The sequence below is a fragment of the Rhizobium sp. CRRU65 genome (assembly GCF_048551595.1).
Taxonomy (GTDB): Bacteria; Pseudomonadota; Alphaproteobacteria; order Rhizobiales; family Rhizobiaceae; genus Rhizobium; species Rhizobium leguminosarum_J.
This window is the reverse complement of record NZ_JBLYZH010000001.1, coordinates 362,363-384,691: the sequence shown is the minus strand read 5'-3', so window position 1 is coordinate 384,691 and position 22,329 is coordinate 362,363. Positions and strand designations below refer to the sequence as shown.

General features: G+C 55.0%; 20 protein-coding genes and 1 pseudogene. 17 read left to right on the top strand and 4 right to left on the bottom strand.

Features of this window, described 5'->3' with window-relative positions:
• Positions 1-3 precede the first annotated feature (3 nt).
• From ACM5SV_RS01790 to ACM5SV_RS01775, 4 genes and pseudogenes are all read left to right on the top strand, one after another.
• On the top strand, positions 4-819 hold the full coding sequence (locus ACM5SV_RS01790; RefSeq protein ID WP_419424966.1) for a shikimate dehydrogenase family protein: 816 nt from the start codon (positions 4-6) through the stop codon (positions 817-819).
• A 50-nt stretch (positions 820-869) separates the two neighbouring features.
• Positions 870-2,132, top strand: a complete 1,263-nt coding sequence (locus ACM5SV_RS01785; protein WP_419424965.1) for a DegT/DnrJ/EryC1/StrS family aminotransferase — start codon at positions 870-872, stop codon at positions 2,130-2,132.
• Positions 2,125-2,634: a hypothetical protein gene (locus ACM5SV_RS01780; RefSeq protein ID WP_419424964.1), complete on the top strand. Its 510-nt coding sequence runs from the start codon at positions 2,125-2,127 to the stop codon at positions 2,632-2,634. Before ACM5SV_RS01785 ends, ACM5SV_RS01780 begins: the two co-directional genes overlap by 8 nt.
• Before the next feature lie 107 nt (positions 2,635-2,741).
• Positions 2,742-2,948 (top strand): annotated as a pseudogene (locus ACM5SV_RS01775) (hypothetical protein); the annotation flags it as partial.
• An 85-nt stretch (positions 2,949-3,033) separates the two neighbouring features.
• Here the strand turns inward: ACM5SV_RS01775 and ACM5SV_RS01770 are convergent.
• On the bottom strand, positions 3,034-4,044 hold the full coding sequence (locus ACM5SV_RS01770) for a LacI family DNA-binding transcriptional regulator (protein ID WP_052212402.1): 1,011 nt from the start codon (positions 4,042-4,044) through the stop codon (positions 3,034-3,036).
• 302 nt (positions 4,045-4,346) lie between these two features.
• On the opposite strand from ACM5SV_RS01770, the gene ACM5SV_RS01765 reads away from it, so the two are divergent.
• From ACM5SV_RS01765 to ACM5SV_RS01735, 7 genes are all read left to right on the top strand, one after another.
• Positions 4,347-5,438, top strand: a complete 1,092-nt coding sequence (locus tag ACM5SV_RS01765; RefSeq protein ID WP_419424963.1) for a substrate-binding domain-containing protein — start codon at positions 4,347-4,349, stop codon at positions 5,436-5,438.
• 368 nt (positions 5,439-5,806) lie between these two features.
• Positions 5,807-7,000 (top strand): sugar ABC transporter permease, encoded by a 1,194-nt coding sequence (locus ACM5SV_RS01760; RefSeq protein WP_130663763.1) that lies wholly within the window; start codon positions 5,807-5,809, stop codon positions 6,998-7,000.
• A gap of 1 nt (position 7,001) precedes the next feature.
• The gene (locus tag ACM5SV_RS01755; protein WP_419424962.1) at positions 7,002-7,772 is read left to right on the top strand and encodes an ATP-binding cassette domain-containing protein; all 771 of its coding nucleotides are present in this window, start codon (positions 7,002-7,004) and stop codon (positions 7,770-7,772) included.
• 63 nt (positions 7,773-7,835) lie between these two features.
• Positions 7,836-9,872, top strand: coding sequence for a hydantoinase/oxoprolinase family protein (locus ACM5SV_RS01750; protein ID WP_130663761.1), 2,037 nt, complete (start codon positions 7,836-7,838; stop codon positions 9,870-9,872).
• Positions 9,869-10,072: a hypothetical protein gene (locus tag ACM5SV_RS01745; protein ID WP_047558377.1), complete on the top strand. Its 204-nt coding sequence runs from the start codon at positions 9,869-9,871 to the stop codon at positions 10,070-10,072. The genes ACM5SV_RS01750 and ACM5SV_RS01745 overlap by 4 nt, the downstream gene beginning before the upstream one ends.
• A 1-nt stretch (position 10,073) precedes the next feature.
• Positions 10,074-11,771 (top strand): hydantoinase B/oxoprolinase family protein, encoded by a 1,698-nt coding sequence (locus ACM5SV_RS01740; RefSeq protein ID WP_245484677.1) that lies wholly within the window; start codon positions 10,074-10,076, stop codon positions 11,769-11,771.
• 61 nt (positions 11,772-11,832) lie between these two features.
• Complete coding sequence (locus tag ACM5SV_RS01735; protein ID WP_130663760.1) at positions 11,833-12,495, top strand: SDR family NAD(P)-dependent oxidoreductase; 663 nt, start codon at positions 11,833-11,835, stop codon at positions 12,493-12,495.
• Positions 12,496-12,944: 449 nt separating this feature from the next.
• Here ACM5SV_RS01735 and ACM5SV_RS01730 read toward each other — a convergent pair whose 3' ends face one another.
• Both ACM5SV_RS01730 and ACM5SV_RS01725 read right to left on the bottom strand, forming a co-directional pair.
• Positions 12,945-13,826, bottom strand: a complete 882-nt coding sequence (locus ACM5SV_RS01730) for a dihydrodipicolinate synthase family protein (protein WP_130663759.1) — start codon at positions 13,824-13,826, stop codon at positions 12,945-12,947.
• Positions 13,827-14,239: 413 nt separating this feature from the next.
• Complete coding sequence (locus ACM5SV_RS01725) at positions 14,240-15,190, bottom strand: helix-turn-helix domain-containing protein (RefSeq protein WP_130663758.1); 951 nt, start codon at positions 15,188-15,190, stop codon at positions 14,240-14,242.
• 274 nt (positions 15,191-15,464) lie between these two features.
• Between ACM5SV_RS01725 and ACM5SV_RS01720 the strand changes: the two genes are divergently transcribed.
• The 5 genes from ACM5SV_RS01720 (at position 15,465) to ACM5SV_RS01700 (ending at position 21,100) form a co-directional block, all read left to right on the top strand.
• Positions 15,465-16,454 carry a cupin domain-containing protein gene (locus tag ACM5SV_RS01720; RefSeq protein WP_130663757.1) on the top strand — a complete coding sequence of 330 codons (990 nt, stop codon included), beginning with the start codon at positions 15,465-15,467 and terminating at the stop codon, positions 16,452-16,454.
• A 23-nt stretch (positions 16,455-16,477) separates the two neighbouring features.
• A complete protein-coding gene (locus ACM5SV_RS01715) occupies positions 16,478-17,665 on the top strand; it encodes a CaiB/BaiF CoA transferase family protein (RefSeq protein WP_130663756.1) in 1,188 nt (395 codons plus the stop codon).
• A gap of 52 nt (positions 17,666-17,717) precedes the next feature.
• Complete coding sequence (locus tag ACM5SV_RS01710) at positions 17,718-18,494, top strand: alpha/beta fold hydrolase (RefSeq protein ID WP_130663755.1); 777 nt, start codon at positions 17,718-17,720, stop codon at positions 18,492-18,494.
• Between the two features lie 109 nt (positions 18,495-18,603).
• Positions 18,604-20,214, top strand: coding sequence for an FAD-dependent oxidoreductase (locus tag ACM5SV_RS01705; RefSeq protein ID WP_419424961.1), 1,611 nt, complete (start codon positions 18,604-18,606; stop codon positions 20,212-20,214).
• 91 nt (positions 20,215-20,305) lie between these two features.
• Entirely contained in the window at positions 20,306-21,100 is a 795-nt protein-coding gene (locus ACM5SV_RS01700) for an enoyl-CoA hydratase-related protein (protein WP_419424960.1), read from the top strand.
• Here ACM5SV_RS01700 and ACM5SV_RS01695 read toward each other — a convergent pair.
• The gene (locus ACM5SV_RS01695; protein ID WP_419424959.1) at positions 21,087-21,311 is read right to left on the bottom strand and encodes a hypothetical protein; all 225 of its coding nucleotides are present in this window, start codon (positions 21,309-21,311) and stop codon (positions 21,087-21,089) included. The two genes, ACM5SV_RS01700 and ACM5SV_RS01695, sit on opposite strands and share 14 nt — an antisense overlap.
• Positions 21,312-21,776: 465 nt before the next feature.
• Here ACM5SV_RS01695 and ACM5SV_RS01690 point away from each other — a divergent pair, with 465 nt between their 5' ends.
• Complete coding sequence (locus ACM5SV_RS01690) at positions 21,777-22,313, top strand: transposase family protein (RefSeq protein WP_419425045.1); 537 nt, start codon at positions 21,777-21,779, stop codon at positions 22,311-22,313.
• Positions 22,314-22,329 lie beyond the last annotated feature (16 nt).

Genomic DNA, 22,329 nt, shown 5'->3' with positions numbered 1-22,329 from the left:
ACTATGTCAATCATTGAAGACCCCAAGATCCTTGAAATTACCGGGCGCACCCGGGTCCTCGGGATTCTCGCGCATCCGACTGAACATGTGAAAGCCCCTCCCGGCATCAACCGGATTGCCATGATGCGCGGCAGGGATGCCGTGATGGTGCCGCTGAATGTGGCGCCCGCCGATCTCGAAAGCTTCGTTGCGAGCCTGCGTGTTCTGAAAAGCTTCGACGGCGCCATCGTTACCGTTCCGCACAAGCAGGCGATCATCCGGCTCTGCGACGAGGTGAGCCCGCAGGCGCTTGCCGTCGGCGCTGCCAATGTGCTGCGCCGCAAGCCTGATGGCCGCCTGATCGGCGACCAGCTTGACGGCATAGGTTTCGTCGAGGGCCTCGGCGATCAGGATATCGCGGTGAGCGGCCGCAGCGTCTATCTGGTCGGAGCAGGGGGAGCCGCCAACGCGATCGCTTTCGCCCTCGCAGAAGCAGGCATCACGAGATTGACGCTCGCCAACCGCACGGTGGAAAAGATCGAGACTCTTGCCGCAAAACTTAAGGGTGCCTATCCGGCACTCGATGTGGCGATCGGCACCGCCGATCCGCGCGGCCACGACCTCGTCATCAATGGCACTACGCTCGGCATGAATGCTACGGATCCGCTACCACTCGACGCATCGCTGCTCGAACAGGGCATGACGGTTGCCGAAGTCATTATGGAGCCGGAGATCACGCCGTTGCTGCAGGCTGCCCGCGAGACCGGATGCCGTTTACATTTAGGCCGCCACATGCTCGACCACCAGCTTCAGCTGATGGCCAATTTTCTCGGTCTCTGACCACCTCGGCCGCTTCGCGCGGCCTCAATTCTTATTTTCGGAGAGATGACATGCAGGATCTGGCAATCAATGGCGGACCGCGCGCGATCGACGGCACGCTGCCGAGCTTCCGCGACACCTCGGGCCGCACCTTTGGCCAGGAGGAGATCGAAGCGCTGACAGAGGTCATCAAGTCGGGACGCCTCTCGTTCCTGACGGGGCCGAAGACAGCGGAGTTCGAGCAGGCCTTCGCAGCCAAGTATGGCGTCAAGCACGCCGTCGCCGTCGCCAACGGCACGGCGGCGCTGCACACTGCCGTCATCTATCTCAATCCGGAGCCCGGCGACGAGATCATCCTTTCGCCGGTAACGGACGTGGGAACGGCTATCCCTGTCATCGCGCAGCTGGCGATCCCCGTTTTTGCCGATGTGGATCCGGTCACGCAGAATATCGATCCGGCGTCGATCGAGGCCAACATCACGCCGCGCACCCGCGCGATCATGGTCACCCATGTCTATGGTCACCCGGCCGATATGGAGGCGATCATGGCGATTGCCAAAAAGCACAAGCTCGTCGTCATCGAGGACTGCGCCCAGGCCCATCTCGCCTATTACAAGGGCAAGCTCTGCGGCACGTTCGGCGATGTCGCCTGCTTTTCTTTCCAGCAGTCCAAGCACATGACGACGGGCGATGGCGGCATGGTCATCACCAATGAGGACGGCAAGTTTGGCCGCGGCCTTCGCCATTGCTCCGACAAGGGCTGGCCGCGCGAGCGCGGCGGGCGCAATCACCTTTTCCTGGCGCCAAACTATCACATGACCGAATTGCAGGCGGCGGTCGGCCTGGAACAGCTGAAGAAGCTCGAACAGTTCGTCGGGGCGCGTGTTTCCTCCGCCGGCCGGCTTACCGAGCTTCTGGCCGGCATCGATGTGCGGCCGGTTCTGCCGCTCGAAGGCACCGTCGGCGTCTATTTCTTCTACTCGTTCCGTCTCGATCCGACAAAGCTCTCCGCCCCCGTCACCGAGGTGATGAAGGCGCTCGCGGCCGAAGGTATCGACGGTTTCATCGGCTATCCCGGCCAGATCCCGCTCTACCGCTACCCCGTCATCCGCGAGCACAAGACCTTCGGCGACTCCGGCTGGCCATTCACGCTCGAAGGAGTGCGCAAGATCGATTACGACAGCAGTCTCTGCCCCGAGGCCGAGCTTGCCTGCAAGGAAACGATCTGCATGTGGTGGACCGATCGCTTGGAGGAGCGCCATCTCTTGCAAATCGCGTCGGCGATTGAAAAGGTAATCACCCACTATTCCGCACGGACGTACGGCCGTGGCTAATCCCTTGAACCTAACCTTCGCATTGATGATGGCTGGATTGGCGGGGTGTTCGACAACGTCGACAGGAAAGGACGTTGCTGCGCGTTTTGTTGGCATGACGAGCGCGCACGCCATAGCTACCTTCGGCGCACCTGACACTGTGATAAAAATCGGCGACAGGCAAACGTTGCGCTGGGTTATTCAAAAGAGGGAATTGTACGCCGGTCCGAGCAACAAGAAGGAAGTGTTCAAGGATCAGGATGGCGTCCATGTCAGCGAGACAATGGGAATGAAGCTGAAGACTCGGTTTAGCATTTGCATGCTCACCATGCATGCAAGCGGTCCGGAAATGGTCATTCAATCCGTTGAGACATCCGGCGATATTGGCGCTTGCGAGGAGAGATGGAGCCCAGACGGTCACGCGTTCTTGACCGAAACCCCTCACGACCAACGATGGCCAGCATCTAGAGCGATTGCACTTAAACTGGCCGGACACACGACGGAATTTAACCGCATTCTCTGACCAAAGAAAAATCACGTTCGTCCGAGAGATGTCCGCACACAGTTTTTTATGGGGCAAAGGGATGCCCGCGAACGATGGATGCATTTAAGAACGCGTCGTGGCCTGCGCTCAGGCGATCGATCAAATTGGAGGAGATCTACCTCCACGCCAACAAAACCAAGATCGAGGCACGCTCTGGCCTCGGCCGATACGTGACGTTTCGCAACAGCCGACGCCCGCATTCATTCCTGGCCAGCCAGACGCCGGATCAGGCCTACGTTAACGCGCTGGCACCAATGATGGTGGCTGCAGAATCGAGGCGGAAATCCACTTAGCAAAAAGCCCGAAACAGTTCAGACAAACGAGCCACCTCTCTCCGTGGAGCCGGTTTTGGTTAGGTGCGGAATAATTTGGTATAGTTTATTTTTCTGGTTTGTTAGGCACAGGCAAGATGACCCCGCAATCGACACCGATTTGGCGATAGGTGAATGTCGTCGATGGTAGCCGGGCGATAAGGGCGTTCCCTCCAACGTTTCCAACGCGAAATGCCACAGTTTGAAAGCCGGGAATAGTTGATTGGCGATCAATTCCAGCCGAATTTACATCGGTATCGAGACATATTATCTTTGATATCAGTCGGCTTTGTGCGCTTGACGCGAACGCGATGACCAGGTCGCAGTAATCTGTTTCGTTCGAGACGAAAATCGCTGCCGTTTTATCCAAATCAACATCAAGATAGGATCTGAGCTGCGTATTATGAAAATGGAAGTGGCGTAAACTCGGGTTAGCTTTCAGCAACCTATAACGGCGCACGGCGTGCTCGTTGTGCTCTTTGCCATTCAGAAAGTATACATTGCCTGGCAATGATTTTGAGAGCGATGTTGCCAGTGCATTTATCTGCATATCTGCTCTTTCATAAACCGAGCACGCATCCTCCAACTCGACGAGTCTTAACCCTTCCAATTCAACGATGGGAATGCCAAAGGATGAAAGTATCGCCACATCCTTCTTGCGCACTTCGATACTCTGGTCGATCAGCATAGCGATGCCATCGACCCGCTGGGATAGGGATGCGATAGCCGTCTCAATTGTGGTGTGCCGCCTGAAGATATGGCTTACGGTATATCCGTGCCCTGCGGTCGATTCTAAAAATCCGGCGATGATTGCTTGCGCTCGCCGGTTAGGACGCACGCCGTCTTCTCCTTGAAGAACCACCAGGCCAAGTGTGTTGGTTTTTCCGGTTCTCAGGGAGCGGCCTGCCATTTGGGGCTGATATTGGAGGCGTTTGATCTCCTTTTCTATCACTGCACGCGTCCGATCGCTCACAAGATCCCAGCGCTCGTTTACGACATTTGAGACGCTCATCACGGAAACACCGGCCGCGGCCGCGACATCCTTCAGCGTTACTTCTTGCTTTTTGCGACGGGGCACTGCTGCATCCTGAATGAATTTCTACATTTATCTTTACACAAAAATCTGGCCGCGCTGCAATGCAGCACCTAGCACCTAGGAACCGTGCTCGAATTAACGCGCGAACAGATTGTAACGTTAAATAGTCTGCTTCGGTCCATGCAACCGTCTTGCCAGCTGCGTTTGATCTGAGGAATGATGTTATCTAATTGAAACGGAAGAATAATAAATTTCTTTGACAGATGCAGCCCGTGCCCCTTGACAGATTGCGTCGGTCGATCTTAATTTTAACGTTAAAGATAACTTAAGAAAGGGGAACGAGCATGAAAAGCGAACTGAAGACCACTAGGCGTGGGTTTATGGGCGTTACTGCGGGCATTGCTGCCGTAACTGCATTTGGTGATGCCGGCGTAGTTTTCGCCAAGGGAAGCGGGAACATCGGTTTTGCCATGGAGACATATACGGTTCCGCGGTGGAAGAATCTCGATCGCCCGAGCTTTGAAAAAGCGGTGTCGGCCGGTGGCTTCAAACCGATCACCAACCAGGCGGATTTTAAAGTCGAACAGCAGCTATCCGATGTTGAGAACCTTTTAACCGTGGGCGTAGACGCCCTTGCGATTGTTGCTGTTGTGGCTGAAGCGGGCGTCAACATGGCGCGCAAGGCAAAGCGCGCTGGCGTACCTGTGATCGCTTACAACACCGCGATTCCATCAAAGGATGTCGATGTCTATGTCGCGAGAAATAACCGTGGAGTGGGTCAAAAAGCTGCTAACGCCGCGTTGGCGGCCGGTGTGCTCAAGGGCAATTGGATTATTGTGTCCGGCCAGGCTGGCAACACGGTGGCAGAGGAAATCACCAAGGGATACTACGATATCCTGCAGCCCCTGATCGACAAGGGTGAATTGAAGATTGTCAGCCACCTTTTCCACGATGGGTGGGATCCAGATGCCGCCCGCCGTCAGGCGGAAGATTCTCTGACGTCGACGAATAACGATGTCGCAGGGTTCCTTTGCAACAATGACGGCATGGCTGGAGGTGTTATTGGTGCGCTGCAGAAGGCGGGATTAGCGGGGAAGGTCTTTGTGACTGGCCAAGATGCCACGGTCGAGGGTTGCCGACACATCCTGTTGGGTAACATGGCGCTATCAAGCTTTACTCTTTTCGACCAGATGGGAACGATCGCCGGCGAACTTGCCGTCAAACTAGCCAAGGGGCAAGATCTGGGTATTACGCAAACCTACGACGCCGGCAATGGGGTCACTATCCCTTATATGCCGGTCGAAGACCGCGACATCACCCGCGAAAATATGGTTGAGTACTTGAAGCAGTACAGCCCGGTTTATGTCGATGCCAAGGCCGTCTTGGAAGGCGTTCCAAAGGAAAAATGGCCCAAAGGCGCCGAGGCCCTTCTCTAACGAAAATTGCCTCCCCGAAAAGCCACCCGTTGCGAAACGGGTGGCTTTTTGTATCAGCGGTCGCCGGATATCTTAACTTGTAACGTTAAAGTGTTTTTGCTTCTGCGATGGATTGGCTTGTCGGCAAAAACCTCATGACTTGCCTAAGTCATTGATTCATAATAACTATACCTGATGGCAATTGCGCGGTTGTGTATTGACAAGCCCGAGCATTGTCATTTACTTTAACGTTACAAGAAAACTAAAGGGAACGCGGCATAAGCCGTTACGCCTTTCCGACAGGAAATTGCAATCACTCGTTCTGCCGCATAGCTCCGCTTGCGGCGATGGCGGCTGTTTGCCTGTGTTTTGACCGGAGATAGGATAACATGGGAACGAATTCTACAGCTGGCGTGGCCGTCGCGCCCTCGTCAGCTCCGCCCGAAGTACAAAAGCAATCCAGAGAAGCCGAGCGCGCTGAGTGGCGGCTTATCGTCCTTGTCGCTGCCACCGTGGCGATTTGGATTGGCTTTCACGTGTGGACCGGCGTCTTCATAAGCCCGCGCAACCTTTCTAATCTAGCCGTCCAGGCTACGATCACCGCTTTGATGGCCGCAGGACTGACATGGCTTCTCGTTGCGCGCGAGATTGATCTGTCCGTCGGATCATTGCTCGCTCTGTGCGGTGTCTTGTCCATGCAGTTGATGCAGAAATATGGATTAGATGCGATCACAACCATCTTGCTGGTTATCGTTGTGGGTATCGCCATTGGCCTACTTCAAGGCTCCTTGCGCGTAAAACTCGGCATTCCCTCTTTCATTATCACGTTGGCCGGTTTCTCCTGGCTTAGGGGCTTGGCATACGTTGTCTCAGGGGCAGAAACACTGTCAGGTGCTGGCGACACTTTTTACGAGATCGGTAATGGGGAATTTCCGAGCTGGGTCAGTCTGACCGCCATCTTGGCACTTAGCGCGCTTTATCTGTTCACCTGGTTGCGGACGTACACAGGTTTCTTCGGGCCGCAGAAGCGCACTTTGCGCCCGGTTAGCGTCGCGGTTCTCGGCTTGACGCTTTTAGCGGCCTGCATGTCCATCTGGGTATTTGCGTGGAACCAAGGGATTCCCTATCCATTGGCACTGCTGCTGATCATCGTCTTCTGTATGGAATTTTCCGCAAAGAACACACGCTTCGGCCGATACGTATATGCCATCGGCGGGAACCCGGTGTCGGCAAAGCGCGCCGGTATCAAAGTGAATACAATGATTTTGGCGCTCTTTGGCCTGATGGGCGCACTGTCTGCGCTAGCAGCCATCGTCCAAACTTCCAGACTGGATGCCGGCCCTCCCGGCGTCGGCCTCTTCGTGAATATGAGCGCCATCAGCGCGGCGATCATCGGAGGCACGAGCTTGTTCGGCGGTGAAGGTCGCGTCGTTGGCGCAGTTCTGGGGGCCCTTCTGATGGCAAGCATCACAAATGGGCTTAGCCTGGCGGGCGTTGATACCTTCTACCAGATGATCATCACCGGCGCATTGCTCATCGTCGCGGTCACCGCCGACCATGCCGCACAACAGAAGGCGAAGTGAGATGATCCAGACAGCAAATAATCCCGCAGTTTCGGTAAAAGACCTGCGCAAAAATTACGACGCGGTCGAGGCCACGCGTGGGGTCAGTTTCGACATCATGCCCGGCGAAATCATTGGGCTTGTCGGCGACAACGGCGCGGGCAAGTCAACATTGACGAAGATGATTGCGGGTGACGTCGCGCCATCCTCTGGCGAAATCCGGATTGGGGGTTCCCAGGTACAAAGCTCGTCAACGACTTGGGCGCGCGATCATGGAGTCGAGATGGTTTACCAGGATCTCGCCCTTTGCGACAATCTTGATATCTGCGCCAATATTTTCCTTGGCAGGGAAATCGTCCAGCGATCGGCTTTGGGCTTTCGGCGCCTGGCGCACGACGAAATGCATCGAAAGGCCGAGGGCCTGCTCAAAATGCTCGATGTCAAGTTGCCGAACCTGAGGGAGCCTGTCACCGCGCTCTCAGGCGGGCAACGCCAGATGGTCGCGATAGCTCGGTCCGTCGCTTATGATCCCAAGCTTGTGATCATGGACGAGCCGACCGCCGCACTTTCAGTTTCGGCGGGCCAACCGGTCCTCGACCTTATACGGCGCCTGCCAAAGCGGGGCGTTGCCGTTCTCTTGATCAGCCATCGTCTGAGCGACGTGTTGACCACGGCCGACCGGATTCTTGTGCTTCGGCGCGGGAGGATCGGGGCCACCGTCAAGGCAAGTGACACCAGCGAGGGCGAACTTCTTCATCTCATGGCTGGGATCAACGCACCGAATGAGGACTGATCCGAACGCACCAGCGCGCAGGCTCGAAAGAGCATCGGCAAGACCTAGAAAGTAGGAAGAGCAATGACATATATCCTTGGAATTGACGTCGGTGGTACCTTCACTGACTTCGTAGCCTATAACGAGCAAAGTCGTGAAGTAACGGTATGGAAAGACTTTTCTACGCCTGGTGACCCGTCTGACGGGATTCTCAACGGCCTGAAGCAGTTTCCAGCGGGTAAAGAGATCTCCGGCATTCGGCTTGGAACCACCATCGCAACCAACGCAATTCTTGAGCGAAATGGAGCGAAAGTTGCCTTCGTAACAACCCAGGGGTTTCGCGATGTGCCCTTCATCCAACGAGGTAATCGCCGCTTCCACTTCAATTCGCGCTGGGTCAAACCTCAGCCACTGATTGAGCGGTCGAATGCATTCGAAGTGCTTGAGCGCATTGATTGTGACGGTAATGTCGTGACCCCTCTCGACATGGCCAGCGTCGCTAAAGTCGCCGATGCGATTGCGGCGAAACCGGAAATTAAAGCGATCTCCCTTTGCTTTCTTTTTTCCTACATAAATCCGGAGCATGAAATCGCCGCCCGCGACTATCTCGCGTCGCGTTTCCCTCATCTCCCCATCTCGATTTCGTATGACGTCCTTCCCAAATGGAAGGAGTACGAGCGTGCGTCGACAACGATCGCAGATGCGTACGTGAAGCCAATCGTGACGGACCAGCTAGGCGAGCTTGAAAGCCGTATTGCGGATGCCGTTGGCGCCGCGCGCGTTGTTGTCACCAAGTCAAATGGGGGGCAGACGACTATAAGAGGGGCCTGTGACGCGCCAGTGCAGATGACTTTGTCCGGGCCGACGGGTGGTGTCGTTGCCGCCCAGTTCATCGGCAGCCTCATTGGCGAGAAGAACTTCGTTACTATTGATATGGGCGGTACATCTACCGATTGCTCGCTGATTGTGAACGGCGCTGCTTCCATCACGACAGATTTCGAAGTCGAATGGGGCATTCCGATTCAGGTGCCGATGCTCGATGTCCGCACGATCGGTGCCGGTGGCGGCTCGATCGCTTGGATCGACAAAGGTGGTCTCTTGCGCGTAGGGCCAGAGAGTGCGCGCTCCCGTCCTGGTCCCATATGCTACGGCCGTGGTGGCACTGAGCCGACTGTCACCGATGCCAACCTTGTGCTTGGCCGTATCAACCCGGACAACTTCCTCGGTGGCACGGTCAACCTTGACATGGAAGGCGCGCGCGCTGGCATTGCCCGGCTTGCGGAAAAACTACGCATGACCGTCGACGAGGCGGCTTTGGCGGTGATCAAGATCGTCAATAACAATATGGTCGGCGCTGTTCGAAGCGTCTTGATTGAGAAGGGTGAATCTCACGATAAATTCTCACTGATGTTCTTCGGCGGGGCAGGTCCGGTCCATGCGTGTGACTTGCTGAAAGATTTGTCGATGTCTAGGGCGATTATTCCGGTCCACCCCGGTCAGTTCTCCGCATTCGGGTTTACCGCAACGGACGCGCGCGTGGATCGGCAACGTACGGTCCAAATGACATCAAACCGCATGGATTTCGCGCGTGCAACCCAACTGCTCAAGGAGCTTGAGGACGATTGCCTCGCGCAAATGCACGCCCAGGGCTTTACAGGCAGCATCGATATCGAACGTCGTGTGGAAATGCGGTATCACGGCCAGAACTATGAGCTCTCCCTTCCGTTGCGCTTTACATCGTTCGACGAGGCGACAGCAAAGGAGCTTTGGACAAGTTTTGACAAAGCCCACGAAGACCGCTTTGGTTTTAGCATTCCTGGTGAGTTCATAGAGATCGTCAACTTCAATGTAACCGCATATGAAACGCTCGGGAAACCGCAAGTGCCGAAGCTCGCGCAAAGCACCAGTGCCCCAAAGCCGGTATCGATGCGTTCGGTTGGTTATGATGAAGGTCGTCACGATACGCCGGTCTACCGACGGGAAGAACTTTTCGCCGGCGACGCTGTTCAGGGACCGGCTGTAATTGAAGAAGCCGTCTCCGTTGTTGTGCTCCATCCAGATCAAGAATTGCACGTAGACGACTACGGCAATCTCCATGTTTCAGAAAGGCAAGCGCGATGAAATTCTCCGACAACGGTTATTATCTCGAAGAATATACAAAATGCGATAACTGCGGTGTCCTGCTCTATCGCTCCCCTATCCGTATTACCACCGACGGCGCGAACAAGCAGTATTGCTCCGACTGGTGCGTCGATTGGGACATGAAGCGGGAATCGGAAGTCGCGTCCCAAAGGCGCCTGGCGGAAACAGGGGGGAAGTAATATGGGAAAAAACGCTGCCAAGCATATGGTTCAAATGAGTATTCTGGACGGGCGTCTCGTCCAGATCGCGAAGGAAATGGGCATTACGCTGATGATGACGTCGTATTCGACGATTTTCAACGAAGGCCTCGACTTCACCTGCGGTCTTGCTGATGCGAAGGGTAACCTGATTGGAACCGGCGACTTTCAGCCGTCCATGATCGGTGGACTACCTCTCGTTATTCAAACGATAACGCAGGAAATTCCGGTCGAGACCCTCGAGGAAGGCGACGTGATCGTGCATAACGACCCCTACCGCGGCGGCATGCATACCCCCGAGCACACCTTCATCCAGCCGGTTTTTGTCGACAAGGTCTTTGTCGGTTACTCCGTCGCGATCGGTCACGTTGCGGAAGTGGGAGGCATGGTTCCCGGTGCGTTCGCCGGAGAGGCTACAGAGATTTTCCACGAGGGTTTACGGGTACCGCCGATCAAAATTCGGCGCAAGGGCAAGGACGTAGAGGATGTGTGGCGCCTGATGCTCGCGAACTACCGGACTCCGCGCCAGAATTTCGGCGATTTTCGTGCTATGATCAGCGCCGTCGAACTTGGTGAACAGCGTCTGAGGGGCCTGGTCGAAGAGTTTGGCCTCGAACGATTTACCGAACTGACTGACAGCCTTCTAGACTATTCGGAGGCCCGGATGCGCGCTGAACTGCGTGAGTTTCCCAATGGCGTCTACAGCTTCGAAGACTATATGGAAGACGACGGGATCGAGAAGCGTCGTTACAAAATCGCGGTCGATGTCTTCGTCCAGGACGACGAAATCGTGGTGGACTTTCGTCGATCTGACAAGCAGGCGAAAGGGCCAATCAACGGCGTGCTGTCTGTTGCGCTATCGGCGTCCTATAACGCGATCTTACACCTAACGGATCCAAGCATCCCGAAGAATTCGGGCTGCTTCAGACCTATACGGGTCGTCGCTCCTCCTGGCCTAGTGGTCAATGCCAACTACCCGGCACCTGAAGTCGGAGGAAACACCGAGACGCATATCCGGATCTGCTACACTGTTATTGGTGCTTTGGCAGTAGCTGTTCCGGAACGGGCGTTTGCAACGGATGGCGGCACGCATTCAAACTTCCTATTCGGCGGGCAAAACTCCCGGACGGATGAGTACGTCGTCTGCTATGATTTGTCGACACCCGGCTGGGGAGGGCGTAGCCATGCGGATGGGAATAGTGCTTGCAACGCCATTAACGGTAACTCGCGCCTCAATCCCGTTGAGGTATTTGAAACCCGCTTTCCCTGGCGCATTGATGCGCATGAGTTTGTTCCGGACACGGGTGGTCCCGGCGAATTTCGCGGCGGACTTGCCTTACGCAAGAAGATGACGTGCCTTGCTGATGAACTCAAACTGTCCTTCATGTCCGATCGACAGGAGCTTGCGCCGTGGGGTCTCTTCAAGGGCCAGTCCGGAGGTTGCGGTAGTCTGCATATTCGCCGCAGGGGCTCGGAGGCCTGGAAGGATTTTCACGAAGACAGCGGTAAGGTCTCAGCATCGAAATTTTCCAATGCGGTAGTTTATGAAGGGGACCAAGTTATCGTCGTCGCCCCAGGTGGGGGGGGCTACGGTGATGCGCGCAAGCGCGACCGCCAAGCACTGGCAAAAGATATTGCCGCTGGTTGGGTCACAGAAAAAGGCGCTGCAGCCTATCGTTAGAAAACTGAACCGGCTGGCTCTGACGATGTCATCAGAGCCAGCATAGCCCGGAAAATAATTCATGAATAGTCTATCATCTTCGACAGTTTTGGTTGTCGGGGCATCCAGAGGTATTGGCTTAGCGCTGGTTCACGCACTCTCCACGCAGGGTTACAACGTCATAGCAACTAGCCGCGATGGTTCCCAACGTAGCAGCGATGCCTTGTGGCTTCCGCTCGAGCTCAATGATCCTCAGTCGCGCCAATCACTCGTATCGAGCGCCCACTTAGCTGGCGTGGAAATTGTCGTTGTATCCGCCGGTGTGATGCCTAAAGATGTCGACGAGACGCTCAATAAGCAGGCGATTGTTGATTTGTTTCTAACTAATAGTGTCTCGCCTGTTGCCTTGGGGCAGGAGCTGGCTAGTGCGCATCAATATTCACTCAAGCATCTCATGTTTTTGGGGTCGGTCATGGGATCGGTCGAGCTAAACTTGGTTGGCGATCACTGGCTCTACCGGGCGAGCAAAGCAGCATTGACCTCGGCCGCGCGCAGCCTGTCCGTTCAAAACCCGAGCGTGAAAGTTACCGTTGCTCATCCAGGTTGGGTGAAGACAGATATGGGTGGAGAAGAAGCCGATATTGAGGTCGAGGTCTCCGCGGGAGGGTTGAGTGCGTTGATCGGTTCACCCGCAGATTCTTCCTTCACCTTCTGCAACTACCTGGGTGAGACAATTCCATATTAGCAATTCGGCACCACCTCGACGGCGTCGACCGTCCCGTAAGTTTAGCGTTGCGAACGCACGGGTTTGCCGGAGGCCATTTCGTTTAAGCTATGTGCCATGACTGCTTCGAGCTTCTCCAGATAAGATCGTTTTTTACGGCAAAACGGAATAGTTGCACGAGTACCTGCAGCTGTTCAACGGGCACAAGCAGTCGTGGTTTGCGTTCCGTGATATCGGCCCACGGAGAAAGAATGTAATCAACAACGCTTCATGAGCCTGCCCATTCTCTTGCTAACGGCGTTCTTGGGAGGCGAGGGCTAGTCGCATAAGACCGTCGCGATAGAGTTCAACGTCGTCGCGCGCAAAGGAGCTTGTTTGATCGCCGGGACACATCTCCATCCCAAAATCGGTTGTATCCCTCGTCAATGACCGAGCATCTTGAATGCCTTCGCGATGACGGTCACCTGTAGTCAAAAACCCTGGACCTTGGTCAGCGCATCTAGAACTACTTTGACTGCGGAAGCGTCTAGGGGTGCCTGCGGCGGTATCGGATCTCCGACGTCGTAGCGCTGTGCCCTGAGCGCTGCCTTCAAGCAGCTTGCCAACCGATATTGTGCGAAAACTTCGTTGAAAGGCCAGAGGCGCTTTTGCATTGTCATCGCGTCGTTCCAATCTCCGCGCATACAAGCATCGTACAACTCGATGCTTTGCTTGGGCAGTACACAAGCCGGCCCAGCGAACCAACCTCTGCCTCCCATCATGAGCACTGTAGTCGCGATATGGGACGAAGCTGAGTAAATAGCAAAATCGCTATCGCATCGGTTGAGGATGGATAGCAATCGACCGGTGTTCGTCGAAGCGTCCTTTAGACCAATGATGTTTGGGTGTTTTGCAATCGCGCAGATTGTCTCGATTGACAAATCCGTGCGCTGGAAATTCGGATTTGTATAAACAATCATAGGGAGATCAACGCTATCTGCCACGTCCAAAAAATACTTTCTCGCTTCATGTTCCCTTAGAGGGAAATATGAATCGAGCACGACAACAATTCCGTCTACTCCTACGCTGCGATAAGCTTTGGCTTGATCAATTGCCGATTGAGTGGAAACGCTTGCGACGCCCGGCAGTACCGGCACCCGATGACTCGCGGCCTCAACCACTACCTCAACGATGCGCATCTTTTGCGTCTCGGATAAATAGGCGTATTCTCCACTGCTTCCAAGCGGTGTTAAGCCGCTCACACCTTTTCGTATAAGGTCAGAGCAGAGATCACCCAATACTCGCTCCTTGATACCCCCGTTGGAGTTTACTGGACTTACTAGGTAAGGGATCACGCCGGAAAAAAATGTCATTGTTCCAATCTCGGTTTTGGTGTTTCAATCCGCTGTTCATCGCTTTTGTTGAGTAATCCGATGCGCTGATCCGAGCGCCTTGCAGGCAGACGCTGTTATGAGAATGCCCCCGTGAATGGGCACATTTGAGCTGGCAGAGCTGCCCAGATTCGCTTGCTCCATATACAGGGAGCCTAAGGCATCAAGAGAGGAGAACAATGGACATTTTGCCCGCGCGCATGCATTTTGTCGCAGTCATTACCGACAGGGCTACGAAAATTGCTGAAAGGGCCATTAAGGAAGCGCGCGCAAGCCGCTCTAAAACGCCAGGCATGGAGCCTTACGCATTCCATGTGACGAGATTCGAATAGAATTTCGTTCGCCCTTCCAGCCCCGCCCAAGCCGCCTCCAAAAAAATCAAGGGGGCCTTACAACTATCCCGGTGCTTGGGTTGCGATACGGCGAAACTCGATTGGTGACATCTCAGCATTTTTGGTGAAAAAGCGAGTGAAGTAGGCAGCGTCTTCGTAACCCAGTCGGTATGCAATTTCTTTAACGCTCAAGCTTGTGTTTGCAAGGTAAGCCCTGGCCTCTTCCATTATGCGAGCCCGGAGGTTGGCATGAACGCTTCCGCCCGTTGCTATGACCGCCAATTTGTTAAGGTTGGAAGCGGAAACGCCGAGCTGCTTGGCGTAAAAATTGACGTTTTTGTGGGATTTGTAGTATTTATCAATCAGCCATGAAAGCTGCTTGATCCTACCTCCGTCGGACAGATCTCTGTATTTTCCAGCATCCCGTCCTTCTTTGAAAGCGTTCCGTTCATGCAGAAGGCGAAGAAATTCAACGATGAACGCCTGCACGGAAGCTTCCCTTGCTAAGACATGGGGGTAGCGGAATTCATGATGTTCTTGAATGACTTTTTCAATTGACTCGATCAGCGTGGCGTTCTTGATTGGATCTATGCCTTCGAAGATCATGATACTATCGAGCACGTCGGCGACGAGCAGCCCCCTTTGTGCCATGCGCCCAAAGAAAAAATCGCTGATCGTGATGACGTGGCCGCGGGTTTCGATCTCGGGATATGAATTGAAGCCATGCTCGAAATTCGGAGGGACCAACAACAGTGTCCGATCCCCAAAGTCTTTCCTACCCGCAGGTGTTACAAGGGTAGATTTTCCTATTGAAATATACACGAACTGGTAAAGGTCGCGATGCAGATGCATTTCGATATTGTTGGTCAGATTTTTACTTCTGACGAAGATCGACTCCGCATTCGAGTAGATCGACTGCCCCAGTTCCGGGCCTTCGCCATAGAGTGAATAAGCAGGCGTGGCAGCGCCGCCATAAGTGGGTTGGGCGACGTTTATTCGACTCGCGTTCGGCATCCAATATTCCTTCACCGCGGGACGAAGCGTTGAGCAAAACGTCCAGCTATTTGTCAGTTTTTACCATTGTTCCCTTTGTGAGAAAATGGTTTTTTGAAATCAGACTTGACGGATTTTGTAGTCCGGCCGCTCTCGTTTTTAGATGTGCCGCGGTCGGGAACTGGCAATTATCCCACGAAATTTCGCTTGGGCGAGGCGCCGGAAATGGATCGTGCGGTGGCAGCCATCGTACGTCGGCTGGTGCAGATAATATCAATGCGAGGGACGCAGTATTATGCACATGCTAACAAAGAAGACATCGACTGAAATTCCACTCGAGGCAGTTGTGGTCCGAGCGGATGAGGGATCACCCGTAAGCCTTGGTTCAGAAGGCGGCGGGATCGCCCTGGTCAAAGTGTCGCCTGTGAGCCATCAATTCTCGCACTTTGCCGTCGTGGGCATCGACCTTCCCAAAGGAGCTTACCTTCGCCCACATGCCTATGAACTTAACGAGCGGATGGTTCTGTGCTTCGGAGGTCGAGGTCATGTCATCGTAGACGGACAAAAGCATCCGGTGTCCAAGGGAACCTTCATGTTCTGGGGGCGGGGTGTTGGCGTTGAAGTCGCGCAGGATGGTGACGAGCCTCTTCGCCTGTCGGTTATCTCTTTTCCGCCGGCACCTGACTCGCGCTTCGATCTGTTTCCACTCGGCGGCGGTACCCCTGCCGATGGTGGCGCCTCGGTTGGAGTTCGTGCGGGGAACAATCTCGTAGAGCGTGATAACGGCCATTTCATTATCGTCCAAGATGATGAAGGCGAGGAGTACTGGCAGGCTGCGCCTAGCCTGGGCTACGTGAGCATCATGATCGCAGCGCCTGTTTTGCCGGTAACCTACTTCTGTGCAGCGTCACAGCTGCTTGAACCGGGGGCCAACGTGCGCCATCACGGCCACGTGGCGTCCGAAGAGATAGTTATCGTTACCCACGGAAAAGGTATCGTGGTTCTGGGTGATGAGCAGTTTCCGATTGCAGAAGGCGACGTCATCGTCCTTCCGCCGACGCTAATGCATCATTTCATCAATAACGGAACTGAGCCTCTCAAATACGGCGGCGTATTCCTTCCACCTAGCGTGGAAGGCGCCTTACGTGAGACGGGCGTTAGGAAACTTCCGGGCGAACCCCGTCCGGCGTCAATTCCACGCAATCCGACGACGGAAAGGCTCCTCGTGGATAAATACGGTTTCATCATTCCCGGCATTTCGGATCAACGTACTGTAGGCGTCTAACAAACGTCTAAGAGGGAGCTTCAATGACACTTCCACTGGAAGGAATTCGGATCTGTGATCTGTCGCAGATCATGTTCGGCCCGTGCGGTACTCAGGTTCTGGGTGACTATGGCGCGGATATCATCAAGATCGAAAAGCCCGGCATCGGAGACATCAGTCGGGCGATTGACCGCCACCGCCCTAACAAAGGCGACGAAAGCGCGAACTTCATGGCCATGAACCGTAACAAGCGGAGTCTGGCGTTGGATATCAAATCCCAGGAAGGCCGTGATATTGTCCAGAAAATTGCCAAGAACGCCGACGTGTTTGTGCACAACTTCCGGCCGGGCGTGGTCGAGCGTCTCGGCCTCGGCTACGAAGATATCAAAGCCATAAACGAAAAGGTCATTTATGTCGAGGGATCGGGCTTTGGGGTGACGGGTCCACTCGCGCACAAAGCCGGCATGGACTTCGTGGCACAGGCGATGGCGGGCGTTGCCTTTGGGAATAAGGATCCGGATGGTAAACCCCAATTGTTCCCGATCTCGACAGCGGATTTTTCGGCGGGCATGATCTTGGCTCAAGGGGTGCTCATGGCGCTTTACCACCGCGAGCGCACCGGTCAGGGACAGAAGCTTGAGATCAATCTTCTCGACGTTTTTTTGGTGATGCAGCAACAGGAAGTCACGCAAAAGCTTCGGACCGGTCACGACTTCAATCCTCTTGAGCAAGACCCAATGGACATCTTCACGACTTCAGATGGCAGCGTCGCTGTAATTGCGGTTTTGAGGCCAAATCCAGTGTCCGATATCTGTAACGCGCTTGAGATCCCCGATCTTACCAAGGATCCCGAGTTTTCTACGCTTTCCCAGCAAATGTCCAAACGCGGTGAATATCGCCGGCGGATGAGTGCCGGCTTTAGCAAGTTCACCACGGAAGAATGTGTGAGGCGGCTGGACAAGGCAGACATCTTGTGTTGCCCGGTACTCCCCTTGGGAGAGGTCCTGCAGCACCCGCAGATCGACGAGAACAAGATTATCGTCGAGATCAACCACCCAAAACACGGAAATTTCCGTACCGTCGGGAATGCGATAAAGTCTTCGGCCTTTCCCAACATTGCACTCAAAGCCCCTCCATTGCTGGGTCAACACTCCGAGGAAATCCTGACCGAGTACGGCTTCTCCCAAGACCAAATTGCCAAGCTTTTCGATAGCGACGTCATTGCTCGTTAGACGACCGAATACGGCTCAGCAAACTTGACATAGATGAAAAGGCGTCAACTCAATGACCTTACACTACAACATTCAGGGGAGCGGTGCGCGCACTGTTCTCCTTGTGACCGGACTTGGTGGGCATGCAAACTTCTGGGATGCTCATCGTTCCTATCTCGCGGAAAAATACACCGTCATAAGCTTCGATCAAAGAGGGTGTGGCGCCAACCGCGATGTGGAGGGAGTTCACACCCTGCGTGAAATTGTGTCCGATGCGGTCGGCATCCTTGACGATGCTCAAGTGACAAAGGCTACCGTGATCGGTCATTCCATGGGAGGCGTCATTACCCAGTGCTTGGTTCTCGACCATCGGCAAAGGGTCGAGGCAGCAGTGTTCAGCGGGACATTTTGCGCATTTGATCGCTATATGGAATTCATCAACAATCTACGCCAGCGCGTCCTTGATACGGCGGGGACGGAAACCTGCGGCCAGCTTTCGGCCATCCTCGCAATGCCAGGTGGGAATGTGCTCGATCCGAGCTATGACCTTATGAGCCGAATCAAGACGATCCGCCAGACCATGGCCGACGATGTCCTCGCAGCACGGATGAAAGCACCCTTCAACTTCGATCGCCGCGATGAGCTTCGGGCAATTGAAGGTTTGCCAAGCCTAGTTGTGGGAGCTTCGGATGACATGTTGGCAGCGGAATATCAATCCAGGGAAATTGCCAGCCTGGTGAGAGGTTCTCAGATTGAAATAATCGACGGAGGGCATTTCTTTCCCAATACTCGCGCTGCCCGCTATCGTGAACTGATTGGCTCCTTCCTTCAGTCCACAGACGCCCTTTAGCGCCTATTTCGTGGAGGGCGATAACTTGGGTTGTCGCTTGCCGCCGCTATGCCGAAAGTTAGAGCACACGATGTTCAGTAGATCAGTCAGGACGACTCCTCCGGGGCAGATGGAGGGCACAACAGACATCATTGTCGTTGGATCGGGAGCTGCGGCGCTCACGGCAGCGCTAACAGCCGCATCGGCTGGCAAGTCCGTTCGGGTCATCGAGAAAACCGACAAATTGGGTGGAACCAGCGCCATGTCAGGCGGAATGACCTGGCTGCCTGGCAATCACTACGCGCAGGCAGCTGGCGTTGAAGATTCATTCGACGAGGCGTTAGCCTATATGCGAGCAGCGTCTCCAATAGGGTGGCAGGAGACAGAAGACGATCTATGGAAGAGCCAGCTTAGGAACGGGCCAGAAATGCTCAAGTTGGTGGAGGCACTTAGCCCCCTTCGTTTTCGCCTCACGCCGGTTCCAGATCCGTTCCAAGAATGCGTGGGCGCAAAGTCAACCCGAATTCTCTCCGTCGAGCCACTGAGCAAGAAGATTCTCGGGCCTTTGCGTAAAAAGGTCAGGCGTTCGACGATACCGCAAAGACTGACGTATCATGAAACGGTCGCTGCTAAGCTTGATCGTCAGCCCATAAGGGGTACATTGAAATTCCTTCCTACTCTAATCCGGCGCTGGCTCACGGATTCAATGGCACAGGGCAACGGCCTTATCACCGGTCTTCTGAAGGGCTGTATCGACGCCGGGTGCATGTTTGAACTATCAACAAGGGCGATCGCCTTGAAGGTCGATGCCGCGGGTGTGGTCAAAGGGGTAGAGGTGGAGCGCGATGGACGGCGCCACACCTACAAAGCGCGGAGCGGTGTCGTTCTTGCTACGGGGGGCTTCGAGTGGGATAGCAAAATGCTGGCCACGTATTTTCCAAGCGAGATTGACTTCAAGAGCTCTCCGAGCAGCAATGAGGGTGACGGCCACAAGATGGCACAGGCTATTGGCGCCACCTTCGCACATATGGACCAGGGTAATATCGTCATCCAGCCGCCCACAAAATACGAGGGCAAACTGCACGGCTTGCCGCTCAGGATCCATGCTGAGCCGGACGCGATCATTGTCGACAAGTCTGGTAACCGGTTCGCCAGCGAGTATGAGTTTTGGGTTTACGATCGCATCATGGATCGGGATGACGACGGAGGTCTCATTCATCAACCCGCTTGGGTGATCAGCCATTGGCCGATGATCAAACGTACTCCACTGATCTGGTGGTACCGTCGGTACCAACCCGGCTGGTTACTCAAAGCAAATTCCCTGGAAGAGCTGGCGGCAAAGACGGGCCTTCCATCCGGCGCTCTGCGCAAGACAGTCGAACGCTTCAACGCCTTCGCTCGAACCGGGATCGACGAGGACTATCAGCGAGGATCCTCCTGCTTCTATGAAAAGAGCGTAGCATCGAGCGTCGGTCTTATGGCGGAGATCAAAAAGCCGCCGTATGTCGCCTATCGGTTCCGTCCGTCCCTTCTCGGAACCAAAGGCGGAGTGAGAACCAATGAGTATGGTCAGGCGCTTCGGGCGGACGGCAGCATAATTCCCGGCCTTTATTGCGCCGGCAATGTCATGGCCAGCCCCACGGGAGCACGTACGCCAAGCCAGGTTGGTACGACAATCGGACCATATATGACATGGGGTTACATTTGCGCTCGTTCAATTTTGAAGGACAACCGCCTCTAGCCTCGCGGCACGGCGCTCATTGCTTGATTGGCACGAAAAGACGCGACCCTTGGGGCAGCACGTGGCTGCATGCGTAGCAACTGGAGATAACATGAACCCGACCGAGAATTACGCCGACAAAGTCGTCCTGGAACGACCGGCAGATGGCGTTGCCCTTATTCGCTTCGACCGCCCGGATAAAAAAAATGCGTTGCACAGCTCGATGATCATTGAGCTGGGACGCTTGCTTAGCGAGCTTGATGAAGACAATGGCGTGCGTTGCGTAATTCTCGCGGGGACGGAGGCGTTTTTCGCAGCCGGGGCGGACATCAAGGAAATGGTAGCTTTAGGTCCTGTTGAAGTGTCAAATAGCCCATCCCGTGTCGCCGCTTGGGCGGCGATCGAGTCCTTTGAAAAGCCGTTGATTGGTGCCGTCAACGGCCTCGCCTTCGGGGCAGGCTGTGAACTCGCCCTGGTATGCGACTTCGTCGTCGCAGGCTCGAATGTCCAGTTTAGCCAGCCGGAGATCCGTCTGGGCGGCATGCCAGGCGACGGTGGAACGCAGCGATTGCCGCGCAAATTTTCGCCGAACCTGGCGAATTATATGCTGATGACTGGAGAAGCCATCGGTGCGGAGCGAGCGCTTCAGTTCGGCTTCGCCGTCGAGGTTTGTGATCCACCTGCTACCGTGAGACGCACTATCGAGATCGCACGCACAATAGCGGAGCGGGCTCCGGCCGCAGTGAGGTCGGCGAAAGCTTGCGTGCGCAATGCTGTCGGTGCCACGTTAGAAAACGGCTTAGCGTTCGAACGCTTTAGCGTTACTTGCCTTGCCATGACGGAAGACGCAAAGGAAGGCATGCTTGCTTTTACCGAAAAACGTCCTCCTGTGTTCACGGGACGATAGGCGATTGTAAAACGCCGATCTGCACGAGTTCGGTGTTCACGCCGTGCTCGAGCGCCAGGCGCGAGACGGAAGGGCAAGGCTCACACAATAAGCCGACCGCTCGAATGGTTAGATCAGCGACGACGTTGCGCCCACAAAGAGCATCTGCTCGCAAACTCATGCCCCTGGCGACGGACTTGTAAATGAAGCCGGCAAGCGATTGCGAGTTCATTATGGCCCTCATTCGGAACTGAACGCAGACGCTTCGGAGAATAATTCTGGATTCCGTTTGCTGTCAATCGGGGGTTGCTTGGCTCGTGATTGGTGGACCGGCGTGTCGAAACTGTCGCGATGGCCGGCAGAGATCGCGGTGCTGGTCGTCGTCGAACTACTTTGAGCCCAGCCTCGAAGGATGAGCTTGTCGCTTTGACCGGGTATTTTGAAGATATGCGATATCTGCCTTACCTGACGCCCTGAACCATCGGCTCGGGCACAATCCCGTTCATGCGGACGAGAGCGCCGCACAGATTCTGAAGGAATGCACAGGGAGGTTAACAGCAGAGCTTCTATGTGATTTCTCGGAGTCTAGAGGACAGCGCATCGCTGATTGTGCTGCTCGATTATCAGCCGACCGGCCAGGTTTATCGAAAAGTCTTCCTTGATCATTGATGCTTGGTGCACCGTCGGTTCGCCGCTTATGCAGTGTGGCCGCAAGCGAGCTAAGGTTACGATGCCGTGCGTAGCGCGACAACCACCGGCTCTTCCGCACTTTTGGTGCAGCAGCGGGATTCACGCCGGATGCGAACAAGTCCATAGTGGGGATCGCAGTCGATACAGTGATTTGCCCTTGCAGGACTTCTTTCGCCGGCTGGTTTCTTCCGAACTTTCCATAGTCCAAATTCTTCCGCAGGCCGATCGGGTTGTGCTTGTTGCGCGCCCGACGGTACAAGAAACATGCTGCCCCTGTTGCGGCTCACGAACCGGGCGTGTCCACAGCCATTTCCGGCGTCGGTTGGCAGATCTGCCGTGGCTTGGTGTCAGTACCGGAGCAATACTCCCCAATAGTGCCGTTTGCGATGCATCAATCCAGGCTGTCCGCGCAAGATCTTCACGGAGAGATTGCCAGAGACGGTGCTACCAAAAGCGCGTCGTACGGCGCGGTCATGTGAGCACCATCTTGCCATCAGCTTTGCCGCCGGCGGAGAACCTGGCTCGCGCCTGCCGAAAAAGCTAGGCATGCCGGTCAGCGG

Bases quoted from the DNA above. Each gene is read 5' to 3' on its own strand.
- ACM5SV_RS01745 (WP_047558377.1), top strand. From the start codon at position 9,869: ATGAAATTCTCCGACAACGGTTATTATCTCGAAGAATATACAAAATGC.
- ACM5SV_RS01700 (WP_419424960.1), top strand. From the start codon at position 20,306: ATGAACCCGACCGAGAATTACGCCGACAAAGTCGTCCTGGAACGACCG.
- ACM5SV_RS01785 (WP_419424965.1), top strand. From the start codon at position 870: ATGCAGGATCTGGCAATCAATGGCGGACCGCGCGCGATCGACGGCACG.
- ACM5SV_RS01765 (WP_419424963.1), top strand. From the start codon at position 4,347: ATGAAAAGCGAACTGAAGACCACTAGGCGTGGGTTTATGGGCGTTACT.
- ACM5SV_RS01695 (WP_419424959.1), bottom strand. From the start codon at position 21,311: ATGAACTCGCAATCGCTTGCCGGCTTCATTTACAAGTCCGTCGCCAGG.
- ACM5SV_RS01760 (WP_130663763.1), top strand. From the start codon at position 5,807: ATGGGAACGAATTCTACAGCTGGCGTGGCCGTCGCGCCCTCGTCAGCT.
- ACM5SV_RS01730 (WP_130663759.1), bottom strand. From the start codon at position 13,826: ATGACATTTTTTTCCGGCGTGATCCCTTACCTAGTAAGTCCAGTAAAC.
- ACM5SV_RS01690 (WP_419425045.1), top strand. From the start codon at position 21,777: ATGCAGTGTGGCCGCAAGCGAGCTAAGGTTACGATGCCGTGCGTAGCG.
- ACM5SV_RS01725 (WP_130663758.1), bottom strand. From the start codon at position 15,190: ATGCCGAACGCGAGTCGAATAAACGTCGCCCAACCCACTTATGGCGGC.
- ACM5SV_RS01710 (WP_130663755.1), top strand. From the start codon at position 17,718: ATGACCTTACACTACAACATTCAGGGGAGCGGTGCGCGCACTGTTCTC.
- ACM5SV_RS01735 (WP_130663760.1), top strand. From the start codon at position 11,833: ATGAATAGTCTATCATCTTCGACAGTTTTGGTTGTCGGGGCATCCAGA.
- ACM5SV_RS01750 (WP_130663761.1), top strand. From the start codon at position 7,836: ATGACATATATCCTTGGAATTGACGTCGGTGGTACCTTCACTGACTTC.
- ACM5SV_RS01790 (WP_419424966.1), top strand. From the start codon at position 4: ATGTCAATCATTGAAGACCCCAAGATCCTTGAAATTACCGGGCGCACC.
- ACM5SV_RS01755 (WP_419424962.1), top strand. From the start codon at position 7,002: ATGATCCAGACAGCAAATAATCCCGCAGTTTCGGTAAAAGACCTGCGC.
- ACM5SV_RS01740 (WP_245484677.1), top strand. From the start codon at position 10,074: ATGGGAAAAAACGCTGCCAAGCATATGGTTCAAATGAGTATTCTGGAC.
- ACM5SV_RS01705 (WP_419424961.1), top strand. From the start codon at position 18,604: ATGGAGGGCACAACAGACATCATTGTCGTTGGATCGGGAGCTGCGGCG.
- ACM5SV_RS01715 (WP_130663756.1), top strand. From the start codon at position 16,478: ATGACACTTCCACTGGAAGGAATTCGGATCTGTGATCTGTCGCAGATC.
- ACM5SV_RS01720 (WP_130663757.1), top strand. From the start codon at position 15,465: ATGCACATGCTAACAAAGAAGACATCGACTGAAATTCCACTCGAGGCA.